Annotated in this window: 12 protein-coding genes; 4 read left to right on the top strand and 8 right to left on the bottom strand. The window is 65.5% G+C overall.

Annotated elements, in window-relative coordinates:
• Positions 1–324 precede the first annotated feature (324 nt).
• The gene (gene purB, locus Q0X61_RS10095; protein WP_297742403.1) at positions 325–1755 is read left to right on the top strand and encodes an adenylosuccinate lyase; all 1431 of its coding nucleotides are present in this window, start codon (positions 325–327) and stop codon (positions 1753–1755) included.
• A 130-nt stretch (positions 1756–1885) separates the two neighbouring features.
• Here purB and Q0X61_RS10090 read toward each other — a convergent pair whose 3' ends face one another.
• From Q0X61_RS10090 to Q0X61_RS10075, 4 genes are all read right to left on the bottom strand, one after another.
• Positions 1886–3040, bottom strand: coding sequence for an ABC transporter permease (locus Q0X61_RS10090; RefSeq protein ID WP_297742402.1), 1155 nt, complete (start codon positions 3038–3040; stop codon positions 1886–1888).
• On the bottom strand, positions 3037–3918 hold the full coding sequence (locus Q0X61_RS10085) for an ABC transporter ATP-binding protein (protein WP_297742401.1): 882 nt from the start codon (positions 3916–3918) through the stop codon (positions 3037–3039). Before Q0X61_RS10085 ends, Q0X61_RS10090 begins: the two co-directional genes overlap by 4 nt.
• Before the next feature lie 78 nt (positions 3919–3996).
• Positions 3997–4653: a response regulator transcription factor gene (locus Q0X61_RS10080; RefSeq protein ID WP_297742400.1), complete on the bottom strand. Its 657-nt coding sequence runs from the start codon at positions 4651–4653 to the stop codon at positions 3997–3999.
• The gene (locus tag Q0X61_RS10075; RefSeq protein ID WP_297742399.1) at positions 4650–5870 is read right to left on the bottom strand and encodes a sensor histidine kinase; all 1221 of its coding nucleotides are present in this window, start codon (positions 5868–5870) and stop codon (positions 4650–4652) included. The genes Q0X61_RS10080 and Q0X61_RS10075 overlap by 4 nt, the downstream gene beginning before the upstream one ends.
• Before the next feature lie 84 nt (positions 5871–5954).
• Here Q0X61_RS10075 and Q0X61_RS10070 point away from each other — a divergent pair, with 84 nt between their 5' ends.
• Together Q0X61_RS10070 and metG are read left to right on the top strand one after the other, a co-directional pair.
• Complete coding sequence (locus Q0X61_RS10070; protein ID WP_297742398.1) at positions 5955–7163, top strand: MFS transporter; 1209 nt, start codon at positions 5955–5957, stop codon at positions 7161–7163.
• A gap of 66 nt (positions 7164–7229) precedes the next feature.
• The gene (gene metG / locus Q0X61_RS10065) at positions 7230–9014 is read left to right on the top strand and encodes a methionine--tRNA ligase (protein ID WP_297742397.1); all 1785 of its coding nucleotides are present in this window, start codon (positions 7230–7232) and stop codon (positions 9012–9014) included.
• A gap of 28 nt (positions 9015–9042) precedes the next feature.
• On the opposite strand, the gene Q0X61_RS10060 is transcribed toward metG, so the two are convergent.
• The 4 genes from Q0X61_RS10060 to Q0X61_RS10045 all read right to left on the bottom strand — a co-directional run bounded on the left by Q0X61_RS10060 (position 9043) and on the right by Q0X61_RS10045 (position 15051).
• A complete protein-coding gene (locus Q0X61_RS10060; protein ID WP_297742396.1) occupies positions 9043–10431 on the bottom strand; it encodes a DUF222 domain-containing protein in 1389 nt (462 codons plus the stop codon).
• Between the two features lie 225 nt (positions 10432–10656).
• Positions 10657–12459, bottom strand: coding sequence for a DUF2207 domain-containing protein (locus Q0X61_RS10055; protein WP_297742395.1), 1803 nt, complete (start codon positions 12457–12459; stop codon positions 10657–10659).
• Positions 12460–12592: 133 nt separating this feature from the next.
• On the bottom strand, positions 12593–14248 hold the full coding sequence (locus Q0X61_RS10050; protein WP_297742394.1) for a phospho-sugar mutase: 1656 nt from the start codon (positions 14246–14248) through the stop codon (positions 12593–12595).
• A gap of 8 nt (positions 14249–14256) precedes the next feature.
• On the bottom strand, positions 14257–15051 hold the full coding sequence (locus Q0X61_RS10045) for a purine-nucleoside phosphorylase (RefSeq protein ID WP_297742393.1): 795 nt from the start codon (positions 15049–15051) through the stop codon (positions 14257–14259).
• 339 nt (positions 15052–15390) lie between these two features.
• Between Q0X61_RS10045 and Q0X61_RS10040 the strand changes: the two genes are divergently transcribed.
• Positions 15391–15844: FAD-dependent oxidoreductase (locus Q0X61_RS10040; RefSeq protein ID WP_297742392.1), on the top strand; the 454-nt coding region annotated here is incomplete at its 3' end.

Genomic DNA, 15844 nt, shown 5'->3' with positions numbered 1-15844 from the left:
GGGTAGATCTCTTGGGGTGGGGGCGGCGTCAGCGTGGAGTGCCATCGCTGCACCGCCGGTCAGCGCTAGTGTCAAAGACACTAGCGAAGCCACGGTTCTCCTCATTGCATCGTCTCCGTCGGCAGGTTGTGTACTTGTACGAAAAGTTGCATGGACATGGGTCCACTGGCGGAACTCTAGCGTGCGCCGAGATCGTTGCGGTAGGCGTTTCAGAGCGCAACGTTCACGGCACGCGATACACGTCTGTACGCGGTGGAGCGAGACGTGCCGCGAGCTGTGGTGCACGCCCGCGCGACGACGGCTACTACCCACTAGGCTGGCGGCATGAGCTTGCCCAATGTCCTCGCCAATCGATACGCGTCTGACGCCATGTGCGCCATCTGGGCGCCGGAAGCGAAGGTGGTGGCGGAACGACGACTGTGGCTCGCCGTGCTTCGCGCCCAGCGTGACCTGGGCGTCGACTTCGGGGGAGACAACCCCGACGACGTCATCGCCGCCTACGAATCCGTCATCGACGAGGTGCATCTCGACGCGATCGCCGGGCGCGAACGCATCACCCGCCACGACGTGAAGGCTCGCATCGAAGAGTTCAACGCCCTCGCCGGGTTCGAGCACGTGCATAAGGGAATGACGTCGCGCGATCTCACCGAGAACATCGAGCAGCTACAAATCTTGGAGTCGCTGCGCCTTGTTCGCTCGCGCACCATCGCCACGCTGGCGCAGCTCACCAGGCTGGCAGTGCAGTACCGCGACCAGGCGTTGACGGGGCGCTCGCACAACGTCGCGGCCCAGATCACCACGCTCGGCAAGCGCTTCGCGACCGCCGCCGACGAACTGCTCACCGCGCTGCAGCGCCTCGACGAACTGATTGCCCGCTATCCGGCGCGCGGCATCAAGGGGCCCATGGGCACGGCGCAGGACATGCTTGACCTGCTGGGCGGCGATGTCGACAAACTCGACGCGCTGGAACGTCAGGTCGCCGAAGGGCTCGGTTTCCAGCGCGTGCTCACCTCTACGGGGCAGGTGTACCCGCGCAGTCTGGATTATGACGTCGTCACCGCCCTCGCGCAGATCGCCGCCGCGCCCAGCAACGTCGCGACGACAGTGCGGCTCATGGCGGGGCTCGAGCTCGTCACCGAGGGGTTCAAGGAGGGCCAGGTTGGCTCGTCGGCCATGCCGCACAAGATGAACACCCGCTCCTGCGAGCGCGTGAACGGGATGGCCGTGATCCTGCGCGGCTACGTCTCGATGGTGGGGGAGCTCGCCGGCGACCAATGGAACGAAGGCGACGTGTCCTGTTCCGTCGTGCGCCGCGTCGCGCTACCCGACGCCTTCTTTGCACTGGACGGGATGTTCGAGACCTTCCTCACCGTGCTGCAAGATTTCGGCGCTTTCCCCGCCGTGATTGAGGCGGAGCTCCAGCGCTACCTGCCGTTCCTCACCACGACGAAGGTGCTCATGGCCGCGGTGCGCAAGGGCGTGGGGCGCGAGGCAGCGCACGAGGCCATCAAGGAGCACGCCGTCGCCGTGGCACTCGAGATGCGCGAGGGCCTGCAGGTCAACGACCTGCTCGACCGCCTCGCCGCCGACGAGCGCCTTGGCCTCACCCGCGACGAACTGGGTGCCCTTGTCACTCAGCCGTTGAAGCTCGCCGGCACGGCGGGCCGCCAGGTGGATGCGGTGGCGCAGCAGGTGGAGGCTATCGTCGCGGCGAATCCCGAAGCCGCCGCCTACCAGCCAGGCGCGGTGCTCTGAGCGTTCTTTCTCGCGCAGCGACGTGGGGTGCATGCCGAGAAAATTTCAAAATCCGTCCCCAGATTCACCTACCCCTCTGTTTTTTGGGGGTTCGAGGAATCTGGGGACGGATTTTGAAGTGACAGCCCGGCTACTTGTCGAGCAGCGCATCCTTCCACTTGACAGGCTTACCGGTGCGCAGGAGCGCGTTGTCGTAGATCCGTGCTGCCAGCGCGATGATCAGCGCAGTGAAGGCGATCAGCAGCACCAGCGAAAGCACCGGCTCCCACACCGCGCCTTGCTCCTGGAAGATCCGCATGGGTACGGCCACCGGAGCGGTGAACGGGATGTAGCTCATGACGGTCAGTGCCGTCGGGTTATCGCTGAACAGGAGGATCGCTATGTACGGCAGCATCACGAGCCACATGATCGGCTGCTGTACGTTGGCGAGGTCTTCCGTCCTTGACACCAGCGATGCCGCTGCGGCGTAGAGCGAAGCGACCATCACGAAGCCCACGAGGAACAGGACGATGAACCAGCCGATCGGTGCGGCGAGGTTCTGCACCGGCAGGGCCGTGCCGTTGATGGCCATGCCCAGGAATGCGACGCCCGCCATAAGTAGAATCTGCACCAGTGCGGCCGCAGAGTTACCGAGAATCTTGCCCGTGAGCAGGGCCTTCGACGTGACGGACGCGAGCAGGATCTCGACGATGCGGGTCTGCTTTTCTTCCACCACCGAGTTCGCGATGCTCATGCCGAAGGTGATGGCGGCCATCATCCACACGATGCCGAAGCCGAGGGCCAGGAAGTAGGTGACCATCGGGTTGGGCCCGTTGGCGGGGCTGCCGTCGGCAGCAACCTTCTGCACCACCTCGATTTCTGGGTAGAGGGACACCGCACTCATGACGCTTTCAGGCGGGCTGTCCAGCGTGAACACTTTCACGCCGGTGGGCGACGACTGGCTCGCGACGATGGCCGCATCCGCGCTCTCGGTCTGTACCGCCTCGCGGGCGGCGGCCTCGTCGGGCACTTCCTTCACCTCAAGGTCGGGTACGCCGTCGAGTTTTGAGGCAACGTCCTTGGTGGCGACGACGCGGGGTGCGTCTCCCTCCACCAAGTCGCCGAGCATGGGGGCGAACACGAAAGCGGCCAGCATGATGGCCAAGGTGACCACCGTCGAGATGATGAACGACTTGGAGAGCACCCGCGTCATGATTTCGCGCTTGGCCACCACGCCAACGATGGACGTGAACGATGGGGGAGGTGTGAGCTTAGGGGTCTGCTGGGGGGTCTGCGTGGTGGTCACTGTGCCAACTCCTTGTAGATCTCGTGCAGGGTGCGCTGGACGGGGCCGAAGCGCTGCACACGGCCGCGCTGGAGCGCTTCGGCGAGCACCCGATTGGCCTGCGTCTCGTCGGCGCAGTGGAACTTGACGTAGTTGCCGTCGAACTCGAGGACGTTCACGCCGGCGTCGCGCACCCAGCCGGTGTCGCCGTCAGTGACGAGTTCCCATTCGTCGCGCTGGTCGGCGGCGAGGATGTCGGCCCTCGTACCGTTCGCGCGGATCTCGCCGTTAGCGATGATGACGAGTTCGTCGCACAGCCGCTCCACCACGTCGAGCTGATGCGACGAGAACAGCACCGGCGCGCCGGTGGCGGCAACGTCGCGCAGCACCACGAGGGTTTGGTCGACAGCACCCGGGTCGAGGCCGGAGAACGGCTCGTCGAGGATGAGCGCGGCCGGCTCGTGCACCAAGGCGGCGGCGATCTGGGCGCGCTGCTGGTTGCCGAGCGAGAGCGACTCGAGGGTGTCCTTCGGGTCGCCATTGAGCTGGAGCTGTTCGAGGAGTTCCAGCCCGCGGCGCTTTGCGTCGGCGGCTGATTTGCCGTGCAGCTGGCCGAGGTAGACGAGCTGGTCGATGACCTTCATCTTCGGGTAGAGCCCGCGCTCTTCGGGCATGTAGCCGATGTTGGAGCGGAACTCGCGTGTGGTGGGTTTGCCGTCGACGAGCACCTCACCCTCGGTGGCTGCCAGGACGCCCAGGATGATACGCATCGTGGTGGTTTTGCCGGCGCCGTTACCGCCGACGAAACCCGTCATGAGGCCAGGCTTGATGTCGAACGAGACATCCTTCAGGACATGTTTCTCACCGAAGAATCGGTGCACATTTCTTACGCTGATCATGACACTTACGCTACCGACGGGGAAGATCGTCGCACTTCCCCCTCAGGAGGGGTTTTCGCAGTTCCCCCGAGTGGGGGATCAGCTGCTTGAGGGGGAGACGAGCCCGTGCTCGTAGGCCCAGATCACCGCCGCGATGCGGTCGCGCAGCCCAAGCTTCATGAGGATATTCGACACGTGCGTCTTCACCGTCTCTGAGCTTACGAAGAGCTCGTCGGCGATCTCCGCATTCGATAATCCACGTGCGAGTAATAGGAGGGTATCGCGTTCTCTCGACGTGAGCGCGTCCACCTGGGGGGCGCTCGTCGGGGCAGGCCGTGTGCTGGCGAAACGGGCAATCACCCGACGTGTCACCTGCGGGCTGAGCAGCCCATCGCCGGCACCCAGGACGTGAATGGCGTCGATCAGCTGCTCGGCTTCAGAGGTCTTCAGCAGGAAGCCGGAGGCGCCCGCCTGCAACGTCTCGAAGAGGAAATCGTCGCGATCGAACGTGGTGAGGATGAGTACCGACGACGGGCACCCCGCCGCGGTGAGCTTGCGGGTGGCTTCGATGCCGTCCATCACCGGCATTTGCACGTCCATGCAGATCACGTCGGGCTCCAACTCGAGCGCGAGCTGCACGCCTTCCTCGCCGTTGCTCGCCTGGCCCACCACCTCGATGTCGGGCTCTGTATTCAAGATGGTGGCGAACCCCGAGCGGATGAGGGCCTGGTCATCTACGAGTAGAACAGTGGTCATCGTGCAGCTCCTGCAGGAATGGTGGCGCGGATGCGGAACCCGCCACGAGGTTTCGGGCCTGCTTCCAGCGTGCCACCGACGGCGGCGATCCGCTCGCGCATCCCCGTGAGCCCAGTGCCGGTGCCCGGCAGAGAGATTGCAGTGCCGCGCCCATCGTCGGCGACTTCCAGCTCGACGGCATCCGGCAGCCCGCGCAGCCGCACGTGCACCGTCGCATGGGGGCCGGCATGTTTGGCGGCGTTGGTGAGGCCTTCCTGGGCGGCGCGGTAGAGCGCGAGTTCGGCGGCGGGGGTGAGCTCAGGAAGGGTACCGATCTCCTCGTAGGTGGCGCGTTGGCCCTTGTTGCGGGCAGTTGCGACGAGCGGAGCGAGATCCGCGAGCGTTGGTTCCGGAGCGGGCGCATCGTCGGTGTCGCGCAACGTGAGCACCATGCTGCGGAGATCTCTCACTGCGGCACGGGCGCTCGATTCCACCTCTATGAGCGACGCGGTCGCGGCGCCGGGGTCGTGTTCTAGGAGCCGACGTGCCGCCGCGGCCTGTACCGACATGGCGGTGACGTGGTGGGCCACGACGTCGTGCAGCTCGCGGGCGATGCGCAGGCGTTCTTCCTCGATGGCAGCCGCCACCAGCTGGGCTTGCAACTGCTTGATGTTGGCGTCGGCGTTGTCGAGTTCGGCCCGCTCCATCGCCTGATCCCACGCCTGGTCACCGAAAGTCCAGGCACCGGTGAAGAACGCGACGTTCACGATGCTGTTGATCACGATGAACGCCGCCAGTTGGGTGGCGCTGATAGCCTCCGCCTGCGTGACCTTCCCCAGATTCGCAAACGACGCCACCACGAAGCTCACCCCCATGAGCAGGCAGATCAAGATGCGCACCAACAGCGCCTGGCCGCGCTTCGACGACCACGCGCCGATCGAGTAGAACCCCAGGAACAGCACCACCTGCGAGGTGTAGATGTCAATCCCGGTAAAAGAGTTCGCCATGGTGTACAGCACGGCCTGCGCCATACCCGCGACGAGGGGGAACCGCCGACGCCACACCAACGGTAGCGAGGCGATGACGGTGCCCAGGCACTGCATCCCCCACGACTGGGAGAAGATCGACAGGTTGGCGGCGATGACGAGCCACGATAGGCCACAGCCCAGCGCGGCGAGCGCGAGCGCCACGAGCGCGTCGGTGCGCAACCAGTGCGGGGGCAATGGGCGGGTCTGCATAGTTGCTGATGCTAGCTGGCGGTGGGCATGCGCAGATCCCTCGAGCGGGTGAGATTGCTGGCACTTGGTGGTTGAATGTGGGCGATGAGAAGCAAAGAGAGTCTGCCGCCAAGCGTCTGGGTGCTCCTGGCCGCGGCATTCTCTATTGCGATGGGGTTCGGGCTCATCGCCCCTGTGCTGCCGCAATTCGCCAACTCGATGGCGAAAGAGGTGTTCCCCGACGCGGCTGTCACCGCGACGAGCGTCGTCGTGAGTGCCTTCGCCGTGTTCCGACTGCTGTGGGCGACGCCGGCCGGCTCGCTCGTATCAAAGTTCGGCGAAAAGGCCATCTACATCGTCGGGGTGTTCACCGTCGCAGCGTCCTCGGCGCTCACCGCCTTTGCGCAGAACTATTGGCAGCTGCTGATCTTCCGCTCGCTGGGGGGCGTCGGATCCGTGATGTTCACCGTCTCCGCGATGGGGCTGCTGATTCGCATCGCGCCGCCGCACATGCGTGGGCGGGTGTCGGCGCTGTATGGCGCCATGTTCATGATCGGCAACATGGTAGGGCCCGTGTTTGGCGGCACGCTGGCCGAGTTCGGGGTGGCGGTGCCGTTCCTGCTGTACGCGGGTGCGCTCATGATCGCCGGCATCATCATGTGGGCGAAGATGCCGTCGACATCACCCACGAGGACGAGGGGCGGCGTCCCGGCCGCCGCACCCATGACCCTGGCCGAGGCGCTTCGGGATAGGGCATTCCTGGCGAACATTCCGGGCCTGTTCGGGCACGGCTGGGCGAACTTCGGCGTTCGCACAGCACTGGTGCCGCTGTTCATCGCTGCCGTGGTGTCGGACAAAGCGTGGGTGGCGGGCGCGGCGCTCGCACTCTTCGCGATCGGCACGGCCCTCGCGCTGCCGTTTGCGTCGACCTTCGCCGACCGGCACGGCCGCAAACCCATGATCATGGGCGGGCTGGCAGCTGCGGGCGTCTTCACGATCATGCTGGGGTTCACCGCGTCGATGTGGCTCACCCTTCCCCTGTGCTTGCTCGCAGGCTTTGGAGCGGGCATGTTCAACCCCGCGTCGCAGGCGGTGACTGCGGACGTCATCGGTAGTGATCGCTCAGCAGGCAAAGTCGTAGCCAGCACGCAGATGATGACCGACATCGGCTCCATCATCGGGCCGCTCGTGGCAGGCGCCATAGCCGACGCCGTGGGCTACGGCTGGGCGTTCGGCATCACTGGCGCAATTCTGCTACTCGGCGCGTTGGCGTGGCTCGGTACCCCGGATACACTGCGGCGCATCTACTCTTGATCGGAATTCCGCGACGGCGCCCGCGCGAGGTGAAGCGGGGGACTAGGCGGCGATACAATGACGCCCATGTCCGACATCTTGAACGCCGTCGCTTGGCCGTACGCCAACGGCCCGCGCCACATTGGTCACGTCTCCGGTTTTGGAGTTCCTTCCGACGTGTTCTCGAGGTTCATGCGAATGCGCGGGCACAACGTGCTCATGGTGTCTGGCTCCGACGAACACGGCACCGCAATTCAGGTGAAGGCCGATCAGGAGGGGCTCACCGCTCGCGAGACTGCAGACAAATACCACGCCCAGATCGTGCAAGACCTGCAGGGCCTCGGGCTCAGCTATGACCTCTACACCCGCACCACGACGCCGAATCACGCCGCCGTCGTACAAGACGTGTTCCTCGCGTTGCTCGACAACGGCTACCTCACCAAGCAGTCGCAGATGGGCGCGATCTCCCCGTCGACCGGACGCACGCTACCCGACCGCTTCATCGAGGGCACCTGCCCGCTGTGTGGCTACGACGGTGCTCGCGGCGACCAGTGCGACAACTGCGGCAAGCAGCTCGACCCGGCTGACCTCATCAACCCTCGCTCCCGCACCAACGGCGAGACCCCGAAATTCGTCGAAACCGAGCACTACTTCCTCGACCTGCCGAAGCTCGCCACCAAACTAGGCGAATGGCTCGACACCCGCCAAGAATGGCGGCCCAACGTCCTCAAGTTCTCCCATAACCTGTTGGAAGACCTCCACCCGCGCGCCATCACGCGCGACCTCGACTGGGGCATCCAGGTGCCTGTCGAAGGCTGGGAAGACAACCCGATGAAGTCGATCTACGTCTGGTTCGACGCCGTGATCGGGTATCTGTCCGCGACGAAGGAATGGGCCAAGCGCTCCGGCAACGAGGAAGCCTGGCGCACCTTCTGGAACGAGCCCGACACGAAGTCGTACTACTTCATGGGCAAAGACAACATCGTGTTCCACTCCGTGATTTGGCCGGCTATCCTGCTCGGTTGCAACGGCGAGGGAGACGCGGGTGGCCAGGTGCGCCCGTCGATCGGGAAGCTCCAGCTGCCCACCGAGGTGGTGAGCTCCGAGTTCATGACGATGAAGGGTTCGAAGGTGTCCAGCTCGCGCGGCGCCAGCATCTTCGTGAAAGATTTCCTCGCCGAGTTCGGCCCCGACGCGCTGCGCTACTTCATTGCCGTGGCGGGGCCGGAAAACAACGACACCGACTTCACCTGGGACGAGTTCGTTCGCCGCACCAACTACGAGCTCGCCAACGAGTGGGGCAACCTCGTGAACCGCTCCATCTCGATGGCACACAAGAACGTCGGTGCGGTGCCCGAGCACGGTGAGTTCACCGACGACGACCGCGCCCTGCTGGCAGAGTGCGAGCGGGCGTTCGCCACCGTCGGGGAGCACATTGAAGCGCGGCGCTTCAAGGCCGGAATCACCGAGGTGATGCGCGTCGTCGGACTGGCCAACAAGTACATCTCGGACCAGGAACCCTGGAAGAAGAAGGACGACCTCGCGCGTCGAGACACCATCCTCTACGTCGCGCTCCAGGCCGTGACCGACTGCAACACGCTGCTCACGCCGTACCTGCCACACTCAGCGCAGAAGGTGTTCGAGGCGCTCGGCGGCGACGGTATTTGGGCCGCGCAGCCAGAGATCGTCGAGGTCACCGACGGTGACATGACGTACCTCACGCTGCAGGGCGATTACGCATCGCAGTTGGCTGTTTGGGAGCACCGCGACATCGTGCCGGGGACGCCGTTGGAGAAACCCAGCCCGCTGTTCCAAAAGCTCGACGAGAAGCTCGGCCAGACAGGCCCCAGTTGGGCCCCGATTGGCGAGTGAGCGGGTTCCTTAGCTGAGGCAGTAATGTTCAGCAAGCGGGGAAGAGCTCATGTTGGAGCGCGACGAGCAACCCACGTTCAGGAGGTGGAGGCTCATCGGGCGGCGGGGGTTCAGATGGATGCGCGTCCCATGGCTCGGGAGGAGGCTCGGCTGGGACTCGCCTGGGTGGTGAAGTGATGTGGTGCACACCGAGATCGTCGACGATGAACTCCCACCCATGCGGCGTGCGCCAGTGGAACGCGCCCGGTGCGGGCTGACGAAGGACGAAACCGCCGAACGTCTTGGCGCGATGCACCCGTCGTGACAAGGGGGCTAGGTTGCTGGGCCTCGTTTGGCCGGGCGTGTCATCGTCGCGGTAGGGCTCGACGTGGTCGAGATCGCAGGACCGCGACGGCCGAGTGCCATAAGGGAACACCTCTACCGGGTGGCGCTGTTGGATCGCGAAGCGCAGCGGCAGCGAGGGGTCGTGCTGGTGTTCAGGTGCGAGGCGACGGATATCCACGACGGGGCGAACCGTCACCTTGGAACCAACGAGGAAGCGGGGGAGATCCTCGCTGAGTAGCGAGCCCCAGCCTTCGACCCACGCTGAGCCGGTGCCGTCGTCGTCGGGATCCAGTGCCGGAGCTGTGGTGTCCAGGTGGACGACGAGCGTGTGCGTGGGCAGCGGATCTTGCCCGAGCGCAGCACGGGCAAGCTCGCCTACGGCGGCAGCTCGGCGGATCTGGCGCTTCTCGTCTGCTGTCAACACCGCGTGCGGATCGTCGGGGTCGGGAAGGCGCTTGGCGAGTTCAGAGATGGCGCCCTCGAAATCGACGGCATCGCGCGCATCGAGTAGGCCGTCGATGTGAACGCTGCCGTGCTCAAATTTACCCACCCGCACGTGCCTACGTGCGGCCTGGCGCTGCTGTTGGCGTTGTGCCTCTTCGGGGCATGCCAGCGCAATGTAGTGCGGCATCCGCTGAACGACCGCCGACCAAGAGAGCGTGCGACGCGCGACGTCGACCAACTCGTCGACGCGGCGGGCGGCCTCCAGCGTGAGGCTGCTGCACAAATCTTCGACCTCCGCCGCCTCGTACCACCAGATTTCGCCGGCGAGGAAGCGTTGCCACATGATGGGGTGGCGATGCTTGACCGACAGAATGCTATGGAGCTTCATGAACATCGCGCCGGGGCTGACGCCCAGCACCGCGGCGGCCTCGAGCGCGAAGAATTCACCCACAGCAGGAGCACCGAGACGCCCCGTGATGGCGGCTTCCTGGGCGATCTGCTCGACGGCTTCCTGCACGTCGGAGCGCGTCACATGGTACTCCTCTGCCGCCTGCGCGAGGCCAACGACCTCCGCGATTTGCGCCAGCTTGCGCTGCTGGCGCGCGTCTGCCGCGAGCTGTAATGCGTCGATTCCGGTTGCCGTCAACATGCCTTGTTCACCTCCTTTCCCAGGTACGTACAACACTGTAGACGGCACCTCTGACAATTTTGGATGGCCTTGTCAGAGGGGGTTTACGGGGCTATCCACCCGATGGTTGAGGAGACCGCGCGTTACCCCTAGCCCGATCGTTGAGGAGACCGCGCGTTACCCCTAACCCGATCGTTGAGGAGACCGCGAAGCGGTCGTCTCGAAACGATCTCAAGGAGGTCTACCTCACCACGAGCCGGCGCTACCACCACCGAAGCCACCGCCGCCGCTGAACCCGGAACCGCCAGACGAGCTCACGCTCGCGTGGGCCGCGGAGGCGGCGTTCACAGATTCAGAGAACGAGCTGGCAAAGCTGTTGGCCATCGAGCTGTAGAACCACACGTCGTAGGGAGCATCACCGGCAATCCAACTCCGATCAGCGCGGTAGCGGCCTTCGCGCTCAAGCTGCTCGAACGTTGTTGCCCAGCGGTCCGCCGTCCCGAAGACCATGGCGAAGGGAAGGTACCGGCTGAAGACGTCGATGCCTTCCTCGAACTTGATCTGATCGGCCTCGGCGGTGCGCAGGTACAACTCGAAGCCGCGCGCTTGCTGCAGCATCGCCGAGCCGCGTGCAGTGCGGCGCTTACTGGTCATTCCCACGAACACCAAGCCGATGCCCAGCACAACTAGCGGCAGCCCGAGCAGTGCCAAGGAACGCTCAAACAGTAACCATCCGAGCCCTGCCCCGGCGAGCGCGATGACGCCACCGAGTGAAGCCTTCTTCGCGCCGCTCGTTCGCGGATCCTGCACGAACCACTTGTTCGCTGTCATCGCGTTGTACAGGCCGGCGCGTGCTTGGGCCACGACGTCGTGGAAGCGCTCGTCGCGTAAATCCTGCGTGGAGCGCGTCGGCTGGCCTCGGAAAATAGTGCCGAGCAGGGAGCGTTCGAAGGGGCGCAGCCCCTTGGTGCTCTTGCCCAGTGCACGCAGCGTGAACTCCTTGCCGCTCGGGCTGGGGATGATCTGGATATAGCCGCGCACGGCGAGATCGATGATGGTGGCGGACACGTCGATGCTGTCCGCTGTCGCGTCGATGAGTGTGCCGATCTCGCCAGGCGTGGCGTCCGCCGGCGGCTGGAATTGCACCGCGACAGGAATCTTGCTCGTGTTTCTGAGCCCGACAGGAGCGTCCTCGCCCTCCGCCGGCGCTAGGCCGGGGGTGAGCCCGAGGTACACGAGGTCACGCTTCGCGCGCCGTCCCATCACCCAGGTGCCGATGGCCGCGACGGCGGCGAGGCCACCGGCTGTCGCACCTGGGACGACACCGGGAGTAAGGTTGGATCCGAGGGTGGGTATCCGTCGTTTACTAGGGGTTGCGCCATTGAAGGTGCCCTTCGGGAAGCCTGCCACGAGCTGTATGCCCTGGCCGACGGGGACACTGTCGACGTGGACGTGAGCCTTGCCAGAATCTATGCGTGCAGCGCACTTGGTCCGGTTGCCGACGCCAGTGAAACAGGCTGCTTTTTCTACTGCCACCGGGCCGGACAGCGTCGTATCAAAGTTGGTGAACCGTGAGTCGAGATCGGAAAATATCTGCCAGCTGAACTCCGCGAGCCCGGATTCCGGGTGGTCGTCCCAGGCGATGCCCTTCACCGTGAACTCCAGTTTGTACTGTTGGGGCTCGCGGTAGCGCACATCCTTGCTGCCGATCCGCCACACCACCGCGTGCATTCCGCGCTCCTCATCTAGGTCCGTTCGAGCGCCGGTGGGGGAAGAGACCCTCGGCTTGGAGAAGTCGAACACGTATTCTTCGTCTGGGTTCTTGCCGTCCTTCTGTGTAGTGAAAAACTGCAGGGCGGGGCCTCGCCCCGGCCGCCGGTCGAACTCCATGGTGAATTCCATGGCCACGTGGGCGGTGCCTTGTTCGTCGAGCCGCACGTCAACATGAATGTCGCGATACGGGGTGCTGCCTTCCGCATGGGCGGCAGGCGCCGCCATGAAGAACACCAGGAGCCCGGCCAACAACGCGAAGATCCGCCGTTTCGTCATGGGCCAATCTTACCGAGGCGCTGCGTCAGGGTATGTAGCGCTGACGTCGACTGAGCGCACACCAGATGCGAGTTTGGGCCCTGGTAGGGCGATTATTGCCATCTGGTGTGCGCTCAGTCGAGCAACCGGGAGATCACTCCTCGATGCCCAGGGCCTCCGCCATCTCCTCGCGCAGGCGCCTGAGCAGGTCGGTGGCTGCTTCACGGGAGCGGCTTACGTCGTCGGCGGGCTCCATGCGCGCCTCGAGGTAGCACTTCAGCTTGGGCTCCGTCCCGCTCGGGCGGGCGACGACGTGCACGCGCTCGCCGGTGAGCTCGATCGCGTCGGTCGGCGGCAGCTCAGGCGATCCTGGCAGCAAATCCACGACGGTGACGGGCTCGTCGAGCAGCGTCGTGGGCGGGTTGCTGCGCAGCTTCGCCATGGCTTGGGCGATGATCGACAGATCAGCCACTCGAACCGCGAGCTGGGAGGTGGCGTAGACGCCGTAGTGGCGCGCGATGTCGTCGAGCCGGTTCTGGATGGTCTTGCCCTCCGCCTTGAGCTCGGCGGTGATGCGCAGCACAGTCATGGCTGCGGAGATGCCGTCCTTGTCAGGCACTGCCTTCGGGTCGCAGCAGTAGCCGATGGCCTCCTCGTATCCGAACGCGAGGTTCGGTACGCGTCCTATCCACTTGAATCCGGTGAGGGTGGTCTGGTGTTCGCGTCCGGCATCGCGTGCCATGGTTCGCAGCAGCGTAGAGCTCACGACGGAGTTCGCTAGCGTTCCGGGAACGTCGCGGCGGATGGCGTCGTCGCCGAGTAGCGTGCCCAGCTCATCGCCGGTGAGCATCCGCCAATCGCCGTCCATTTTCGTCGCTACGGCGCAGCGGTCGGCGTCGGGGTCGTTGGCGATGACGACGTCCGCCTCGGCGTGGCGGGCGAGGGCGAGCGCCAGATCGATCGCACCTGGTTCCTCGGGGTTTGGGAATGAGACGGTGGGGAAATCGGGGTCGGGTTTGGACTGCTCGGATACCTCGATGGGCTTCGGAAACCCGAGGGTGCGCGCGGCTTGTCGGATGATGCGGGCGCCGACACCATGCATCGAGGTGTGCACCCAGCGGACGTCCGTCGGGGCGTCTGCGCCGACGAATTCCCGCAGGCGGGCGACGTAGGCGTCACGGAGATCGTCGCCGATGATGGTTCGTTCGTCGCTGCGGGGGAGTGCGGCGAGGTCTTCCGTCGCAACCTCTGCGATGCGAGCGGCAATGTGGCCGTCGACGGGTGGCACGATCTGCGAGCCGTCGCCCAGGTACACCTTATAACCGTTGTCCTGCGGCGGGTTGTGTGAGGCCGTGACGACGATGCCGGCCACACAGCCGTAGTGCTGGATACCGTAGGCGATGAGTGGGGTGGGGGTGGGCTCGTCGGTGAGGAGCACATCGAAGCCTGCTCCGGCGAAGATTTGCGCGGTGTCGAGGGCGAAGTCGGCTGACTTGTGCCGGGCGTCGTATCCGACGATGACCCTCCCGGACGTGATGCCCTCACCTTGGAGCCAGCGGGCGAAGCCGGCGGCCGCCCGCGTCACGACGACGCGGTTCATGCGAGCGGGGCCGGGGCCGAGCCGGCCCCTGAGCCCGGCGGTGCCGAACTGGAGCGTGCCGCCAAAGGCGCTCTCGATGGCTTCCAGCGCGGGGCGCGCGGTGTCGGAGTCGCGGGACTCGCTTCTGGTGATCAGATCGGCGAGCTCGGTTCGTGTGTCGGGATCGAAGTCGGCGTCGCGCCAGGCGATGGCGTCATCGATAATGGACATGGTTCCTCCTAGAGCGCGGCGACGATGCCGCTGAGTAGCGATGCCAGGCGGGGGCCCGCGTCCTTGCCGGCCTGCAGCACTTCGGCGTGGTTGAGGTTGTCGCCGCTCATCCCGGCTGCGGCATTAGTGACTAGCGACAGCCCGAGCACCTCGAGCCCCGCCTCACGTGCGGCGAGGGTTTCGAGCGCCGTCGACATGCCGACGAGGTCGCCTCCCAAGATGCCTGCCATCTTCACCTCCGCGGGGGTTTCGTACTGGGGGCCACGGAACTGCACGTACACGCCCTCGGGCAGGGATGCGTCGACGCTGTGGGCCACGTCGCGCAGGCGCTGGGAGTAGGCCTCGGTCATGTCGACGAAAGTGGCGCCGATGAGCGGGGTGTCGCCGGTGAGATTGATGTGGTCCCTAATGAGTACGACGGTGCCCGGCGCCCAGTCGGGGTTGAGGCCGCCGCATCCGTTGGTGAGCACGATCTGCTTGGCGCCCCAGCTCGCGGCGGTGCGCACGCCGTGCACGACGGGGGCGACGCCGCGGCCTTCGTAGTAGTGGGTGCGGCCGGTGAACACTGCGGCGGTCTTGTCGCCAGCCGTGCGCACAATGCGCAGCGCGCCACCGTGGCCGCTGACAACGGGTTTTGCGAAACCGGGCACCGTCGCCAGTTCCACTTCGGCGATGGTTTCGCCCAGCTGGTCGGCGCCGCTCGACCAGCCCGACCCCAGCACCAGGGCGAGGTCGATCGTCGGGACGAGGGTGCTGAGGTGTTGCGCTGCTGCGCGGGCAAGTTCTTCCGGGGTTTGCGTCATGTCAGCCAGTCTACGAGCCACCGAGGAGGTCCGCACCCGCGCGCTCTTGTAGCCGCCGTCGGCCGCCCGACGCTGACCCCGTCCGGCAGGCGTACCCCCCCGCCGGGCAGACGTAACCTGTGCGGCTCTGTTCCGGAACAGGTGTCACCTGCCTAGCTGCGACGAGGCGCCTTCGGGAAGCAGGTGACACTTGATCCGCTCAGTTGCCGCACAGGTCGCACCTGCCCAGGCAGGGCGGGGCGGGGGGGCGGTGCAGCGACGGGCAAGGGCGTCAGCACGACGCAGGCGCGGGGCACTCGTTTCGCTGCCGACAGGCGCTGGGTATGCAAGGATGGGGGCGTGACCAAGGTTGTGATCATCGGCGGCGGACCAGGCGGATATGAAGCGGCGCTCGTGGGGCGCCAGCTGGGGGGAGAGGTAACGCTCGTGGAGCGCACGGGCCTCGGCGGAGCAGCGGTGCTCACCGACTGCGTCCCCTCCAAAACCCTCATCGCAACCGCCGAAGTGCTCTTCCGCATCGAGAACGCCAAGGAACTTGGGCTACGCATCGACGGCGGCTCCGACGCGGTGAACGTCGACTTCGCCGAAGTGAACCGTCGCATTCTGGCGCTCGCTCGGGCGCAGTCGTACGACATCCGCGCCCGGCTGGAAGCCGAGGGCATCACCATCGTCGACGGCACCGGGCGCCTCGACGGAGCCGAGCGCGTGATCGTCAACTCCGACACCGGCGAAACGGCGCTCGACGCCGACGTCGTGCTCCTCGCCACCGGCACCACTCCACGCGAGCTCCCCG

The organism is uncultured Tessaracoccus sp., from assembly GCF_947255005.1.
Taxonomy (GTDB): Bacteria; Actinomycetota; Actinomycetes; order Propionibacteriales; family Propionibacteriaceae; genus Arachnia.
Note: the sequence above shows the minus strand (reverse complement) of the source record. Positions and strands in the feature narration are given on the sequence as shown.